The following is a 14,738-nucleotide window of genomic DNA, read 5'->3' on the forward strand; positions in this document are numbered from 1 at the left end:
CGCGTCGTCCACAGGCGGCGGGATGGCTGATGCAGGTGGGGCGGGCTGCGAGTATGGGGGAATGTCAGCTGAGTCGGTGCTGGAGGGGCTCGACCCCGAGCAGCGGGCGGTCGCCGAGGCGGTGAAGGGCCCGGTGTGCGTGCTCGCGGGCGCCGGGACGGGCAAGACCAGGGCGATCACCCACCGGATCGCCTACGCCACCCTCACCGGCGTCGTGACGCCGCAGCGGGTGCTCGCCGTGACGTTCACCACGCGGGCGGCGGGGGAGCTGCGCAGCCGGCTGCGGCAGCTCGGCGCGCCCGGCGTGCAGGCCCGCACGTTCCACTCGGCGGCGCTGCGGCAGCTCGGCTACTTCTGGCCGCGCGTCGTCGGCGGCGAGCAGCCGAAGATCGTCGACTCCAAGATCGGCCTGGTCGCGGACGCGGCGCGGGCGTGCCGGCTCTCCCTCGGCCGCACGGAGCTGCGCGACGTCGCGAGCGAGATCGAGTGGGCGAAGGTCACCCAGAACCGCCCCGAGGACTACCCGGCCGCCGTCGTGAAGGCGGGCCGCCGCCCGCCCGCCGAGATCGTCGACGTGGCCCGCGTCTACGCGATGTACGAGCAGCTCAGGCGCGAGCGCAACCTGCTCGACTTCGAGGGCATGCTGGAGCTGACCGCCGCCGTCATCACCGAGCACCGCGAGGTCGCCAACCAGGTCCGCGAGCAGTACCGCTACTTCGTCGTGGACGAGTTCCAGGACGTCAACCCGTTGCAGAAGATGCTGCTCGACGCCTGGCTCGGCGACCGCGACGACCTGTGCGTCGTCGGCGACCCCAACCAGACGATCTACTCCTTCACCGGCGCGTCCCCCTCCCACCTGCTCGACTTCACCCGCGAGCACCCGGACGCCAGGGTCGTCAGGCTCGTCCGCGACTACCGCTCGACGCCGCAGGTCGTCCGGCTGGCGAACGGGGTGATCGGGCAGGCGCGGGGCGCGCGGCACAAGCTGGAGCTCGTCGCGCAGCGCGAGAACGGGCCCGAGCCCGTGTTCAACGAGTACGACGACGAGGTCGCCGAGGCCGACGACGCCGCCCGGCGGGCCCGCAAGCTGATCGAGGAGGGCGTCCCCGCCCGGGAGATCGCGATCCTCTACCGCATCAACGCGCAGTCCGAGACGTACGAGTCGGCGCTCGCGGCCGTGGGCGTCCCGTACGTGCTGCGCGGCGCGGAGCGCTTCTTCGAGCGGCCCGAGGTGCGCGAGGCCGTCGTCCGCCTGCGCGGCGCGGCCCGGGCGGGCGCCGACGCCGAGACCGACGGGATGGGGCTGATCCAGACGGTCCGGCACGTCCTGAGCGGGGCGGGGTTCTCCGACCGGCCCCCTGAGGGCGCGGGCGCGGCCCGCGCGCGCTGGGAGTCCCTCGCGGCGCTGGCGCAGCTCGCCGAGGACATGGCCGCCGACAATCCGAGGGCCGGGCTCCCCGAGTTCGTCGCCGAGCTGGAGGAGCGCGCCGCCGCGCAGCACGCCCCTCCGCTGGAGGGCGTCACGCTCGCCTCGCTGCACGCCGCCAAGGGCCTGGAGTGGGACGCGGTGTTCCTCGTCGGGCTGGCCGAGGGCACCCTGCCGATCGTCTACGCCAAGACGCCCGAGCAGATCGAGGAGGAGCGCCGCCTGCTGTACGTCGGCGTCACGCGGGCCCGCGTGCACCTGAACCTGTCGTGGGCGCTGGCGCGCTCGCCCGGCGGCACCCAGGCGCGCCGCCCGTCCCGCTTCCTCGACGGCCTCACCGGCAAGACCACCACGCACACCCCCGCGCGCGTCGACCGCTCGAAGCGGCGCCCCGCCAAGGGGCCGCAGCCGTGCCGCGTCTGCGGGCGCCCGCTGATCGCGGCCGTCGAGCGCAAGCTCGGCCGCTGCGAGGACTGCCCCTCCGAGCTGAACGAGGAGCTCCTCCTCGCGCTGAGGGAGTGGCGCGCCGGGGTGTCGGCCGAGCAGAAGGTCCCCGCGTACGTGGTGTTCACCGACGCGACGCTCCAGGCGATCGCCGAGCACGCCCCCGAGTCCCTGGAGGACCTGGCCCGCATCCCCGGCGTCGGCAAGGTCAAGCTCGACCGCTACGGCGACGCCGTCCTCGGCCTCTGCGGGCACTAGCGCCGCGGAGACGGGCCCCGTCTCGCGGGGTGAGACCTGGCTCACTGGCACCGATAGGGAAGACTGGCCGCCGTGAAGGAATCGCTGAAGGCACTGCTGGACCTGCTCGACCTGGAGCAGATCGAGAACGACATCTTCCGCGGCCGCAGCCCCGAGGAGCGGCGGCAGCGCGTGTTCGGGGGTCAGGTGGCGGGGCAGGCGCTCGTCGCCGCCGGGCGCACCGTCCCCGCGAACCGGCCCGTCCACTCGCTGCACGCCTACTTCATCCGGCCCGGCGATCCGCTCGTCCCGCTCGTCTACACCGTCGACCGGGTCAGGGACGGGCGGTCCTTCACCACCCGCCGCGTCACCGCCGTCCAGCACGGCAAGGCGATCTTCACGCTGTCGGCGTCGTTCCAGATCGTCGAGGACGGCCCGTCCCACCAGGCCCCGATGCCCGACGCCCCCGCCCCCGAGACGCTGCCCGACGGCCTGACGCGCCTCACGCCGCTGTTCGGCGAGGTCGGCGCGCGCGAGTTCGTCGAGCGCCGCCCGTTCGACATCCGGCACGCGACGCCGCTGACGTGGGAGGCCGCCAAGGACCCCGCCCTCGCCACACCCGAGTCGAAGGTGTGGCTGAAGGTGGACGGCGAGCTGCCGCACGACCCGCTCCTGCACGTGTGCCTCATGACCTACGCCTCGGACATGACGCTGCTCGACACCGTCCTGCTCAACCACGGGCTGGCCTGGGGCGACAAGCGGACGATGGGCGCCAGCCTCGACCACGCGATGTGGTTCCACCGGCCGTTCCGCGCCGACGACTGGCTGCTGTACTACCAGGACACGCCGTTCGCCGGCGGCGCCCGCGGGCTCGCCCGCGGCCAGGTGTTCACCCGCTCGGGGGAGCTGGTCGTGTCGGTCATGCAGGAGGGCCTCGTCCGGGTCTCCGACACCGAGCGCAGGGCGCCCGGCGGCCCGTCCGTGAAATGATCGTTCCGTAGGGGGCTCCCGGGAGTTTCGACGCTCGCGAGGCGTCCCGGGTTCTGCGGAACAGGGGTGAGGTCACCCACGAAACCGCAGGTCAAAAATATCTTGCTTGATTCGGCGGAGTCCCCGTACGCTCGACGCGAGCAATCAACCGGCCGACCGGTGTGGATCTTGGATCCGCCGGACCCGGCCCGAGGCCCCGAGAGGTGGTGTGCAGTCCGGTGAGCAACACGTTGATCAAATTCGCGTCCTGGACCGCGGCCTGCCCCGGTGCCTCGATGCCCGGCACCTCCGTGCCCGCCCCGATGATCCGCGTCTCGAAGCCCGGCGAGTCCGCCGCGTATGCCGAGGCGTCCGTCTTCGAGGCGTCCGCTCCGCGACAGCGTGAGCACGGCATGTGGCGCCGCGGCGAGCACGGGCTGCGCGGCACGAATCTGTGCGAGCCGCGCTTCGAGCAGCGAATCCAGGACGACCAGGGGCGCAGTGTCTTCGAACACCTTCTCGAGGACATGAGCGTTCCGGCTCCGGCCACGGCCCACACGGGCGTCACCTTCGAGGGTGGCGTGTCGGGTCCGTTCCCCTGGAGGCGACGACCGGTCTAGAACAAGACCGGCAAGCCCCCAGGCCGCGGATCCGACACCGGATCCGCGGCCTTCTTCTTTGTCCAGACCCACCGACACGCCCGTTGAGATCCAACGAGAGGAACAAGGGTGACTGTGATGCAGGGGGCTCTCGCAGTAAGCGAGGAGGACCTCACGCTTCCGTGCCGGACCGACCCGGAGCTGTTCTTCGCCGAGGCTCCCGCCGACGTCGAGCTCGCCAAGGCCCTGTGCCTGGAGTGCCCGCTCCGCAAGGAGTGCCTCGCCGGGGCGCTGGAGCGCAAGGAGCCCTGGGGCGTCTGGGGCGGCGAACTGTTCGTCCGCGGTGTGATCGTGCCGCGCAAGCGGCCGCGCGGCCGCCCGCGCAAGCACCCGCGGCCCGACGAAGTGGCCGTGTGAGGCGACGATGCCCAGCACGCCGGTGATCGGCCGAACCGAACCCGCGGGCGCGGCCCCCGCACGGGGACCGCGTCCGCGGGCGGCCGGGGAGAACGTGATGACACCGCTCAGCGAGATGACGTTGCTCAGCCAGGACCTGTCCCGGGAGCGACCACCCGTGCCCGACGAGCTCGCCGCCCGCGTGGTCGCGCTCAGGCGCGCCCGCCGGGAGGCGCGGACGAGGGCGTCGCGGGTGCGGCGCGTCCTGCTGGCGCCCACCGCGGCCGGCGAGGCGTACCCGCACCCGCACCGCCCGCGGCACCGCGACTGACGGACGACCCGGGCCCGGACCACGACCCGGGCCCGGACCACGACCCGGGCCCGGTCGTCCATCGCGCGGGCTCGACAGATGAAGCAGGACCTACGGACGACGCAGGACTGAGACCGTAAGGCCCGCTGGTCGCAGGCCGCCGTCCGTCCTTTCTTGGATGGTTTGGCGGACGGCACGCCTCCCGGCGGGCGCGTGGAGCGCGTCCGGTGGCCCACTCACCGGACGCGCGAACAGCGGGGCCCCGCGCACCTCATCAGTGCGCGGGGCCCCCGAGCCTTTCCGGCGTCTCCCGGACGGGGGGGTCAGCCGCCGACCAGCTCGCCGTCCGCGTCGTCGGCGAAGCCGGGCACCCACTTCAGCGACTCGGCGCGGGCCGGGATCTCGCACTCCAGCTGGCACAGCACGCCCGTGCCCGCCGACAGCACCCGGTGGATGATCACGTACTCGGGCGGCAGGTTCAGCTGCCGGACGACGTTGGACGGCCGCAGGTCGGTGACCTGGGCGGCCATGTCGCGCAGCCACTCGCGGTTGAACTTGAACGTCTCGGTGACGAACGGCTCGGTGATCGGCGCGAGGAACGCCTGCAGCGACTCGGCGTCGATCTCCACGCCCTCGCGGATGAAGTCCTCCCGGCGCAGGGCCTCCTCGACCTCGTCGATGTCGGCCATCGTGCCGATCCGCAGCAGCAGCCCGAGCCGCCGCTGGAACCCGCCGGGGATCCGGTCGACGGCGCCGAAGTCCAGGACGCCGAGCCGGCCGTCCTCCAGCAGCCGGAAGTTGCCGGGGTGCGGGTCGCCGTGCAGCATCCCCGACCGCTTCGGCCCCGACAGCAGGAAGCGGCAGTACAGCAGGGCCGCGTGGTCGCGGGTCTCCTGGTCCCCGTCGCTGATGATCTTCGAGAGCGCGGTGCCGTCCATCCACTCGCTGATCAGGATGTTGCCGGACTGCGCGACGACCTCGGGGATGGCGAAGTCGGGGTCGTCCAGGTAGGCCTCGCGGAACCGGGCCTGCGACTCGGCCTCGATCGTGTAGTCGAGCTCCTCGACCACCCGCTCCTTGAGCTCGGCCAGCATCGACTTGACGTCCAGGCCCGGCATCAGCACCCCGAACAGCCGCCCCAGCCGGGCGAGCTGGTTGAAGTCGCTGATCAGCGCCTTGCCCGCGCCGGGGTACTGCACCTTCACCGCGACGGCCCGGCCGTCGTGCCAGACGGCGCGGTGCACCTGGCCGATCGACGCGGCGGCGGCGGGCCGGTCGTCGAACGACTCGAAGTAGTCCCGCCAGTCCTCCCCGAGGAACTCCTCCAGCACCTTGTGGACGGTCGACGCCGGCAGCGGGGGAGCGGCCTCCTGCAGCTTGGTCAGCGTGGCCCGGTACGGGCCGGCGATCTCCGGCGGCAGCGCCGCCTCGAAGATCGACAGCATCTGCCCGAGCTTCATCGCGCCGCCCTTGAGCTCGCCGAGCACCTTGAACAGCTGCTCGGCGGTCCGGGTCTGGATCTCCATCGCGACCGTCTCCGCCGGCCGGCCGAAGGTCCGCTTTCCCATGCCGAGGGCGGTGCGTCCCGCGAAGCCGATGGGGAGGGACGCCAGCTTTGCTGACCGCGTCACCGCGCGGCGGGGAAGATCGCTCACGTCGACCATTGTCGATGATCCACTGTCGTTCACGCCACAACCACCCCGAACTCTCCCCGGAGCCGGAACCAGTCCAACGGCCTGACCTGGCTATACGCGGTAAGTGTGCGCTTTCTCACGCGGGTGTGGGGCCGCGCCCCGGGCGCCGCGGCGGACGCGGTACGGTGCCGGACATGTCCGCGGAGCCTGCCGATGTGCTATTGATCGACCGCCGTCCCGACGGGATCGCCGTCCTCACCCTGAACGACCCCGGCCGCCGCAACGCGATGGCCGACGACCTCACCGCCGCCTGGAAGCGGGCCGTCGAGGACCTGCGCGCCGACGCCGCGCTGCGCTGCGTCGTCGTGACCGGCGCCGGCACCGCGTTCAGCTCCGGCGGCGAGCTGTCCTGGCTGGCCGGGACCGGCGACGTCGCCGTCCCGCCGCTGCGCGACCGGATGCTGGAGTTCTACCGGACGTGGCTCGCGATCCGCGGCCTGGAGGTGCCGACGATCGCCGCCGTCAACGGGCACGCCGTCGGAGCCGGCCTCTGCCTCGCGCTGGCCTGCGACCTGCGGTACGTGGCGCGCGACGCCAAGCTGCTCGCCCCGTTCACCGCGCTCGGCCTGCACCCCGGCATGGCCGCGACCTGGCTGTTCCCCGAGGTCGCCGGGCTGCCGCTGGCCCGCGAGATGCTGCTGGCCGGCCGGGTCCTCACCGGCGCCGAGGCCGCCGGCCACGGCCTGGTCAACCAGGCCTTCCCGCGCGAGGACGTGCTGGCGGAGTCGCTCGCCGTCGCCGAGCGGATCGCCGCGCAGGCGCCGATCGCGACCCGGCTCACCAAGGTCGCCCTGGCGAACGGCGGCCACGCCGACATGGAGTCGGCGCTGCGCTGGGAGTCCCTCGCCCAGCCGGTCACGATGGCGTCCCGGGACATGCGCGAGGGCCTCGCGGCGCAGCGGGAGAAGCGCAGGCCGCAATTCTCCGGTGAGTAAAGTGCGCGGGCGCACCGCCGGAACCGTCCGCCGAGATTGGTGGAAGCACAGGAGAACTGTTCAAAACGTAGGGGTTGACCTGCGGTAACGTCAAACACCCCCTGTGGATTCGGCAAAAATTCGAGTACGGTTCTGACCGTGCCCCCTAACGTTGAGGTCCGCCGCAGCCCGAGGCGCAGGCGCACCGTGTCCGCCTACCGTGAGGGCGACAAGGTGGTGGTGATGGTTCCGTCAAGGCTGAGCAAGGCCGAAGAGGAACAGTGGATCGCGACCATCCTGGAACGCCTCGCGGAAAGGGAGCGCCGGCGGCGGCCCACCGACGCCGACCTCCAGTCCCGCGCCCGGGAGCTGTCCCGCCGCTACCTGGCCGGCCGCGCCGACCCGGTCAGCGTCCGCTGGGTCGCCAACCAGCGCGCCCGCTGGGGGTCGTGCACCCCCGACGACGGCACCATCCGGCTGTCCACGCGGCTGCGCGGCATGCCCGGGTGGGTCGTGGACTACGTCCTCGTCCACGAACTGGCGCACCTGCTCGTCCCGGGGCACGGCGCCGACTTCTGGGAGCTGGTCGGCAACTACCCGAAGGCCGACCGCGCCCGCGGCTACCTGGAGGGCGTCGCCGCCGCCGCCCACCTGCCGCTGGAGGCGGACGCCCCGGGCGACGTCGCGGACATCCACCACGGCGACGGCCTGCACCCCGGCGAGGCGTACCCGCACGAGGCCGCCGGATGACCGACCAGGTCGCCACGGGGCCGACGCCCGAACGCCCGTCGCGCTGCGCCGCCGTGCTCGCGTGGCCGCTGCGCTCCGCCGTGCCGCCCGGCCTCGACCCGGACGACTTCCGGCTCGCGCTGCTCGAAGACACCTACGAGGTCGTCGCCGGACTCGAACTCGTGACGCCCGCGCTCGTCCTGGATCCGCCGGACCAGCCGGACGCCGAGGCCGTCACCTGGCCCGGCACCCCGATCGTCCGGGAGGGCACGCTCGCCGGCGCGTTCGCCGCCCTGCACGCCCTCGGCGCCGAGACCGCCGTGCTGATCGCCCCCGACGCCCCCGACCTGCCGCCGCTGCTGCTCGGCAAGCTCTTCCGCGCCCTCGGCACCGCCCCGGCCGCCGCCTGCCAGGCCGAAGGCGCCGCCGCCCGCGGCAACGGCCTGGTCGCCCTCGCCGCCCGCCTCCCGCTGCCCGGCTGGCTGTCCGGCGCCCTGCGCGAGGTCGACCTCGACACCCCCGACGCCCTCGCCCGGCTCCGCGCCGCCGCGCCGCGCCCCGGGCTCGTGCCGCAGGGGCCCGGCTGGCACCGCCTCCGCGCCCCCGACGACCTGCGGTTCCTGGACCCCGGCCTGGAAGGCTGGGAGAACACCCGCGCCCTCCTGGAAGGCCACCCGCTCAGGGGCTGACCGGGCGTCACGCGCTCGCCGCGACCGCCCTGGCCACCAGCCGCCGGACCGCCGCGTCCGCCGAATCCGGCAGATCGTCCACCGGGAACCAGCGGAGATCGTCCGACTCGTCCGAGATCGCGTGCCGGGCGCCCTCCGGAGCGACCGCGACGTACTGCACGTCCAGGTGCCAGGTCCCCTGCGGATGGCACGGGACCTCGTGCCGGTCGAGCTGCACGGGTCCGGGCACGAGCCGCAGACCCGGAATGCCCGACTCCTCCGTCGCCTCCCGGAGCGCCGCGCCCGCGAGCGCGACATCGCCCGGTTCGCAGTGCCCGCCGAGCTGGAGCCACGCCTTCACCTTCGAATGCAGCGTCAGCAGCACCCGGGTACCGGACGCGTCGAGCACGGCCGTGCTGGCGGTGATGTGCCCGGCCGCGCACTCGCGCCACAGGCCGTCCGCCGGATGCTCCTCCAGATGCCGCAGGAACTCCAGCCGCAGCCCGTCCTGCCCGCGATCGGGCGCCCGCCAGGACGACAGCACGCGCACGGCGTCCCCGTGGAGGACCCCGGCCGTCACGACCGCGTGCCCCGCGGCCGGCTCATGCGCGGCCGACGCGCGGGTAGCGCGAGTTGGCCGGATGGCGGCGGCGGCGCTCCTGGTCGAGCGGGCGCTGCCAGCACAGGCTCGCCCGCGCGACCCGCCTGCGGATCGCGTTGGTGGACGAGCCGGGCTCGTAGCGGCAGCCGTTCACCCGCGACGGGCGCGCCCGGCTCATGCGCGCGGCCCCTCGTCGCCGGGCCCCCGTTCGCCGCCGGGCTCACCGCCGTCCGGCTCCCGCCCGGCGTCCCCCGCGTCGCCGGACTCCTTGTCGCCGGACTCCTTGTCGTCGGGCTTGACGTCGGGCTCGCCGTCCTCCTCCAGCCCCCTGGTGAGCTTGGACAGGTCGATGTCGGACAGGCCCCCGATCTCGTCGCGGCCGTGGACGAAGCCCTCCGGGTCGTCCAGGTCGTCGGACGTCGGCAGCAGGTCGGGGTGCTCCCAGACCGCGTCCCGGCCCTCGGTGCCGCGCGCCTCGGTCAGCGACCGCCACAGCGCCGCCGCCTCCCGCAGCCGGCGCGGCCGCAGCTCCAGGCCGACGAGCGTCGCGAACGTCCGCTCCGCCGGGCCGCCCGTCGCGCGGCGCCGCCGCACCGCCTCCGCCAGCTTCACCGAGCCGGGCAGCCGGCCCTGCGCGGCCTCGTTCACGACCGTGTCGACCCAGCCCTCGACGAGTGCCAGCGTCGTCTCCAGCCGGGCCAGCGCCGCCTTCTGCCGCGGCGTCTCCTCGGGCTGGAGCTGGATCTCCCCGCCGAGCGCCTCCTGGATGGCCTCCGGGTTGCTCATGTCGAGCCCCTGCACGGCCTGCTCGATGCCCGACAGGTCGACGGTGATGCCGCGCGCGTACTCCTCGACCGCGCCCAGCATGTGCGCGCGCAGCCACGGCACGTGCGTGAACAGCCGCTGGTGCGCGGCCTCGCGCAGCGCCAGGTAGAGCCGGACCTCGTCGGAGGAGACCTCCAGGCCCTCCCCGAACGCCTCGACGCCCGCGGGCAGCAGCGCGCCGACGCCGCCCGGCGCCAGCGGCAGCCCCACGTCGGCGGAGCCGGTCACCTCGCGGGCCAGCCCGCCGAGCGCCTGCCCGGCCTGCCCTCCGACCATCGCCCCGGCCATCTGCTTGACCATCCCGATCAGCGGGCCGGCCATCGCCTGCATCTCGGCCGGCATCTCGCCGCCGCCGAGCGCCCCGCCCATCGACTCGACCATGCGGGACGCGATCGGGTCGCACACCTTCGCCCACACCGGGAGCGTCTGCTCGATCCACTCCGACCGGCTCCACGCCTGCGGCGTGCGGATCCCGGCGGGCAGCGTCGTCCGCTCGTCCAGCCACAGCTCGGCGAGGCGCAGCGCCTCCTCGACCTGGCGGCGCTCGGTGTCCACCACCGACGGGTCGCCCTGCTCCACCACGGTGTGCCGGGCGATGTTCTTGGCCAGGTCCCAGTTCAGGGGGCCGCCGCCCTCGCCGCCCGCACCCTGCGCGCCGATCATGTCCGCGAACCGGTGCAGCATGTCGGCGAACTGGGCCATGTCGCCGCCCATGCCCGTGAACGGATCCTGGGGCCGGTCGTCGTCGTCGCCGTCCCCGGGACGGTTGAAGCCGAACGGAGTGTCACTCATCGGTTTGCCCCTGGGATGCATGATGGGCTCATATCCGCAACGTTAGCCGGTCCCGGCAAGGTCGCGTACTCAAGGAAGGGGGCACCCCCGTGGCAACGGGCAAGGTTCGCCCTCGGCGTAGCAAGGGCCCGGTCGTCGCCGTCACCGGCGCGGCCACCGGCGCGGGACGGCTGCTGGCCGCCCGGCTCGCCGAAAGGGAAGAGATCCGCAAGGTCGTCGCCATCGACGGGCACCGCGGCGACGTGCCCGGCGTCACCTGGCGTGTCGTCGACATCAGGGATCCGCTGTTGCCCGGCCGGCTCTCCGACGTCGACGTGATCGTCAACCTGGACCTCGAACGGTCCCCGGACGTGGACCCGCGCGAGCGCCGCACCCACAACGTCCGCGGCGCCCAGACCGTGGTCACCGCCGCGGCGGCGGCCCGCGTCCGGCGCGTGGTCCTCGTCACGTCCGCGATGGTGTACGGCGCGGGGCCCGGCAACGAGGTGCCGCTGAGCGAGGACGCCCCGCTGCTCGCCGAGGCCAGCACCTCCATCGCCGGCGACTACCTGGAGATCGAGGAGCTGGCCGCCACGGCGCACCTCACCCACCCCGGGGTGGAGGTCACCGTCGTCCGCCCGGCCGCGCTCGCCGGGCCCGGCGTGGACACCGTCGTCACCCGCCACTTCGAGGCGCCCCGGCTGCTGTCGGTCAAGGGCAGCACGCCCGGCTGGCAGTTCTGCCACATCGACGACCTCGCGTCCGCCCTGGACGTCGTCGTCACCGAGAACGTGCCCGGCCCCCTCGCGGTCGGCTCCGAAGGCTGGCTCGGCCCCGAGGAGGTCGCCGAGATCACCGGCAAGCGCCACTTCGAGCTGCCCGCCGCCCTCACCTTCGGGATGGCGCAGCGCCTGCACCGGCTCGGCATGACCCCCGCGCCCGCCACCGACCTGCACTACGTCGCCTACCCGTGGGTCGTGGACTGCGCGCGGCTGCGCGCCGCCGGCTGGAAGCCCCTCCACGACAACGCCGCGGCCCTGCGCGCCGTGATGGAGGAGACCGCCGGACGGCACGCCGTCGTCGGCCGCCGCGTCGGCGGCAAGGAGGCCACCATGGCGACCGCCGCGGGCGCCACCGTCGCCGCTATCGGCGCGGCCGCCGCCATCCGCCGCGCCCGCAAGCGCCGCCGCTGAGACGCCCGCCCGCCCGTCCGGCCGGACCGGACGGGCCGGCGGCGCCGTCAGCTCGCCGACGGCGTGGCGCTGGGCGAGGCGGACGGCGACGACGACGGGCCGGGCGACGGGCTCGGGGAGGTCTTCGGCGGCTCCTTGCCCGCGGCCGACAGCGCGGCCTGCGCGTCCTTGATCCGCTTCCAGGCCTCGCCCATGCCCGGGTAGTCGCCCTTCTTCTGGGCGTTCTCGTAGTCCGCCACGGCGGCCTTCAGATCCTCGATCGCCTTCTGCGCCGGGGCGCTCAGCTCCTGGCCCGGCGGCGCCTGCGACCCCGGCTGCGGCGAGGCCCCGGTGCCGCCGAGCACCTGCTTCAACGCCTCGTCGAGCGTGTCGGCCGCGGCGATGCTCTCCCCGTACCGCACGAGGATCTTGCCGCGGATCGGGTAGGGCTGCTGCTCGGAGCCGCCCGCCGCCTTCGTGTACATCGGCTCCACGTACAGCAGGCCGCCCCCGAACGGGATCGTCAGCAGGTTGCCCGGGACGGTCTTCGTCCCGCCCTGCCGCAACGCGAACAGATCGGCCTTCACCTTCGGATCGGTCTCGAAGGAGTTCTGCACCTGGCCCGGCCCCGCCGGCTGCGCGTTCCGCGGCATCTGCAGGATCTGGATCTGGCCGTAGTCGCGCCCCGGATTCGACCCCACCGACATGAACGCGGCGAGCTGAGGGTTGTCACGCGGATTGAACACCGTCGTCAGCGAGAAGGACTGGGCGTCCTGGCCCGGCATCCGCACGCTCTGGTAGTAGGGGGGCTGCTGCCTGCCCTTGGCGGACGGGTCCTCGGGGACCTCCCAGAAGCCCTCCCCGTTGTAGAACGCCGACGGGTCCGTCACGTGGTACTTCGTGAGGATCTTCCGCTGGACCTTGAACTGGTCCTGCGGGTAGCGGAAGTGCGACGCCAGCTCCGGCGGGATCGACGACCGCGGCTGCACCGTGCCGTCGAACACCTTCATCCACGTCTTGGTGACCGGGTCGTTCTCGTCCCACTGGTACAGGTGGACGGTGCCGTCGTAGGCGTCCACCGTCGCCTTCACCGAGTTGCGCAGGTAGTTGATGTGGTCGTCGGCCTGCCGCGCCACCGCCGACCGCGTGTCGGTGATCGTGTCGCGGGTGGCCTCCCCGAGGCTCATCTCCTCCGAGTACGGGTAGCTGCTGGACGTCGTGTAGCCGTCCACCACCCACAGGATGCGGCCGTTCACCACCGTCGGGTACGGGTCGCCGTCCAGCGTCAGCCACGGCGCCGCCTTCTGCACCATCTGCCGCGGCGACCGGTCGTAGAGGATCTTCGCGTTCTTGTCGATCGCACCCGACAGCAGCAGGTTCTTGTCCTGGAACTTCGCCGAGTACAGCAGCCGGTGCGCGAACGAGTCGACGGGCACGCCGCCCTGCCCGTCGTAGGTGCTGCTCTGCTGCCCCGAGGGGCTGTTGTCCGGGTAGTTCAGCTCCTGCTGGCCGCGTCCGCCGACCACCGAGTACCGCGGCGAGCGCTCCCCGAAGTAGATCTCCGGCTGCGCCACCTTGATCGCCTGGTTGGGGGACGCCGGCATGTCCGGGGTGATGAAGGCCGGCTCCGTCGCGTCGAAGCGGTCGCCGTAGGCGGAGACGAACCCGTAGCCGTGCGTGTAGACCATGTGGTCCTTCACCCAGCTGCGCTGCCCCACCGGCGCCCCGGAGAGCTCGCGGAGCGCCACCACCGTGTCGACGACCTTGCCGTCCACCTGGTAGCGGTCCACGTCCAGCGTGTCGGGGAACCGGTAGAACGGCCGGATCCGCTGCAACTGCTGGAAGGTCTCGCCCACCACGTTCGGGTCGAGGACGCGCACCCCGCTCTGCCCGAGCTTGGCGGCCTCGTCCTGGAGGACCTTCTTGTCGGTCACCGGTTGCGTCCCGTACGGGACGACCCGCGCCCCGTCCACCCCGTAGGCCCGGCGCGTGAACTCGATGTTGCGCTGGATGAACTGGCGCTCCCTGGCCAGCTCGTCGGGCTTCACCTGGAACTGCTGGATCAGCAGCGGGTACACCCCGCCCAGCAGGATCGCCGACAGCACCAGCAGCGTGAACCCCACGCCCGGCAGCATCATGCCGCGCCGCAGCAGGTTGCTGAAGAACATCGCGGCGCACAGCAGGGCGATCACGGCCAGGATCGTCTTCGCCGGCAGGAGCGCGTTCACGTCCGTGTAGGACGCGCCCGTCGCCACCCCGCGCTCCGAATGCACCAGCCCGTACCGGTCGAACCAGTACGCGACCGCCTTCAGCAGGATGAACAACCCGAACAGCACCGACAGGTGCGCCCGCGCGGGCGGGCTCGCCTTGTCGCCCGGCCCCTGCAGCCGCAGCCCCCCGTACAGGTAGTGCACCATCACCGCGGCCAGGATCGACAAGATCACCGTCGCGAAGACCACCCCGATGACGAGGCGCAGGAACGGATACGTGAAGACGTAGAACGAGACGTCCTTGTGGAACTGCGGATCCTTCACACCGAACGGCGTCCGGTTCAGGAACGCCAGCCACACCGGCCACTGGCCCGCGACCGACGACCCCGTCAGCATCCCCAGCACCCCGAGCAGCCCCCACGCGATCAACCGCCGCCGCGGGTCGATCACCGCCCGGTAGCGCTCCAGGCCCTGCTGCTCCACCGACAGCGGGCGGTACGCCGGGCGCAGCCGGTACGCCACCGCCACGTTCGCGCCCACCACCAGCGCCATCAGCAGCCCCGCCCCGAAGAACAGGACCAGCTTCGCCCGCAGCTGCGTCGTGTAGACCGACGAGAAGCCGATCGACCGGTACCACAGCAGGTCCGTGTACACCGCCGTGAACGTGAGGAACGCCACCAGCAGCGCCGCCAGCGCCACCAGCACCGGCAGCAGCGGCCGCGTCCGTCCGGTACCGAGCCGGCGCCCGAAACCGGGAGTCCGGAAGGTCAAGT

14 protein-coding genes are annotated in these 14,738 nt (G+C 73.1%); 9 read left to right on the forward strand and 5 right to left on the reverse strand.

The features are described 5' to 3' along the window. Positions 1-61: 61 nt before the first annotated feature. The 5 genes from BKA00_RS36645 (at position 62) to BKA00_RS36665 (ending at position 4,402) form a co-directional block, all read left to right on the forward strand. The gene (locus BKA00_RS36645; RefSeq protein WP_185032925.1) at positions 62-2,128 is read left to right on the forward strand and encodes an ATP-dependent DNA helicase UvrD2; all 2,067 of its coding nucleotides are present in this window, start codon (positions 62-64) and stop codon (positions 2,126-2,128) included. Positions 2,129-2,200: 72 nt separating this feature from the next. Further along, a complete protein-coding gene (tesB, locus tag BKA00_RS36650; protein WP_185032927.1) occupies positions 2,201-3,097 on the forward strand; it encodes an acyl-CoA thioesterase II in 897 nt (298 codons plus the stop codon). Between the two features lie 218 nt (positions 3,098-3,315). Next, the gene (locus BKA00_RS36655; RefSeq protein ID WP_185032928.1) at positions 3,316-3,696 is read left to right on the forward strand and encodes a hypothetical protein; all 381 of its coding nucleotides are present in this window, start codon (positions 3,316-3,318) and stop codon (positions 3,694-3,696) included. A 117-nt stretch (positions 3,697-3,813) separates the two neighbouring features. Beyond that, complete coding sequence (locus BKA00_RS36660) at positions 3,814-4,092, forward strand: WhiB family transcriptional regulator (RefSeq protein ID WP_052357680.1); 279 nt, start codon at positions 3,814-3,816, stop codon at positions 4,090-4,092. A gap of 97 nt (positions 4,093-4,189) precedes the next feature. Continuing rightward, a complete protein-coding gene (locus tag BKA00_RS36665) occupies positions 4,190-4,402 on the forward strand; it encodes a hypothetical protein (RefSeq protein WP_185032930.1) in 213 nt (70 codons plus the stop codon). Positions 4,403-4,704: 302 nt separating this feature from the next. On the opposite strand, the gene BKA00_RS36670 is transcribed toward BKA00_RS36665, so the two are convergent. Further along, positions 4,705-6,036: an AarF/UbiB family protein gene (locus BKA00_RS36670; protein WP_230299234.1), complete on the reverse strand. Its 1,332-nt coding sequence runs from the start codon at positions 6,034-6,036 to the stop codon at positions 4,705-4,707. 173 nt (positions 6,037-6,209) lie between these two features. Between BKA00_RS36670 and BKA00_RS36675 the strand changes: the two genes are divergently transcribed. From BKA00_RS36675 to BKA00_RS36685, 3 genes are all read left to right on the forward strand, one after another. Next, positions 6,210-7,010, forward strand: coding sequence for an enoyl-CoA hydratase/isomerase family protein (locus tag BKA00_RS36675; RefSeq protein ID WP_185032934.1), 801 nt, complete (start codon positions 6,210-6,212; stop codon positions 7,008-7,010). 186 nt (positions 7,011-7,196) lie between these two features. After that, on the forward strand, positions 7,197-7,739 hold the full coding sequence (locus tag BKA00_RS36680) for a M48 metallopeptidase family protein (RefSeq protein WP_185035315.1): 543 nt from the start codon (positions 7,197-7,199) through the stop codon (positions 7,737-7,739). Continuing rightward, a complete protein-coding gene (locus tag BKA00_RS36685; RefSeq protein ID WP_221493442.1) occupies positions 7,736-8,407 on the forward strand; it encodes a glycosyltransferase family protein in 672 nt (223 codons plus the stop codon). Before BKA00_RS36680 ends, BKA00_RS36685 begins: the two co-directional genes overlap by 4 nt. 7 nt (positions 8,408-8,414) lie before the next feature. Here the strand turns inward: BKA00_RS36685 and BKA00_RS36690 are convergent, their stop codons facing one another. From BKA00_RS36690 to BKA00_RS36700, 3 genes are read right to left on the reverse strand one after another with little or no spacing between them, the layout of a single operon-like run. After that, positions 8,415-8,966: an NUDIX hydrolase gene (locus tag BKA00_RS36690; protein WP_230299233.1), complete on the reverse strand. Its 552-nt coding sequence runs from the start codon at positions 8,964-8,966 to the stop codon at positions 8,415-8,417. Positions 8,967-8,988: 22 nt separating this feature from the next. Continuing rightward, on the reverse strand, positions 8,989-9,165 hold the full coding sequence (locus tag BKA00_RS36695; protein WP_185032936.1) for a hypothetical protein: 177 nt from the start codon (positions 9,163-9,165) through the stop codon (positions 8,989-8,991). Further along, positions 9,162-10,604, reverse strand: coding sequence for a zinc-dependent metalloprotease (locus BKA00_RS36700; RefSeq protein WP_185032938.1), 1,443 nt, complete (start codon positions 10,602-10,604; stop codon positions 9,162-9,164). The genes BKA00_RS36695 and BKA00_RS36700 overlap by 4 nt, the downstream gene beginning before the upstream one ends. 89 nt (positions 10,605-10,693) lie before the next feature. Between BKA00_RS36700 and BKA00_RS36705 the strand changes: the two genes are divergently transcribed. Then, on the forward strand, positions 10,694-11,776 hold the full coding sequence (locus BKA00_RS36705) for an NAD-dependent epimerase/dehydratase family protein (protein ID WP_185032940.1): 1,083 nt from the start codon (positions 10,694-10,696) through the stop codon (positions 11,774-11,776). Between the two features lie 47 nt (positions 11,777-11,823). Here BKA00_RS36705 and BKA00_RS36710 read toward each other — a convergent pair whose 3' ends face one another. Continuing rightward, complete coding sequence (locus tag BKA00_RS36710) at positions 11,824-14,736, reverse strand: UPF0182 family membrane protein (protein ID WP_185032942.1); 2,913 nt, start codon at positions 14,734-14,736, stop codon at positions 11,824-11,826. Positions 14,737-14,738 lie beyond the last annotated feature (2 nt).

This window comes from Actinomadura coerulea, assembly GCF_014208105.1.
GTDB classification, from domain to species: domain Bacteria; phylum Actinomycetota; class Actinomycetes; order Streptosporangiales; family Streptosporangiaceae; genus Spirillospora; species Spirillospora coerulea.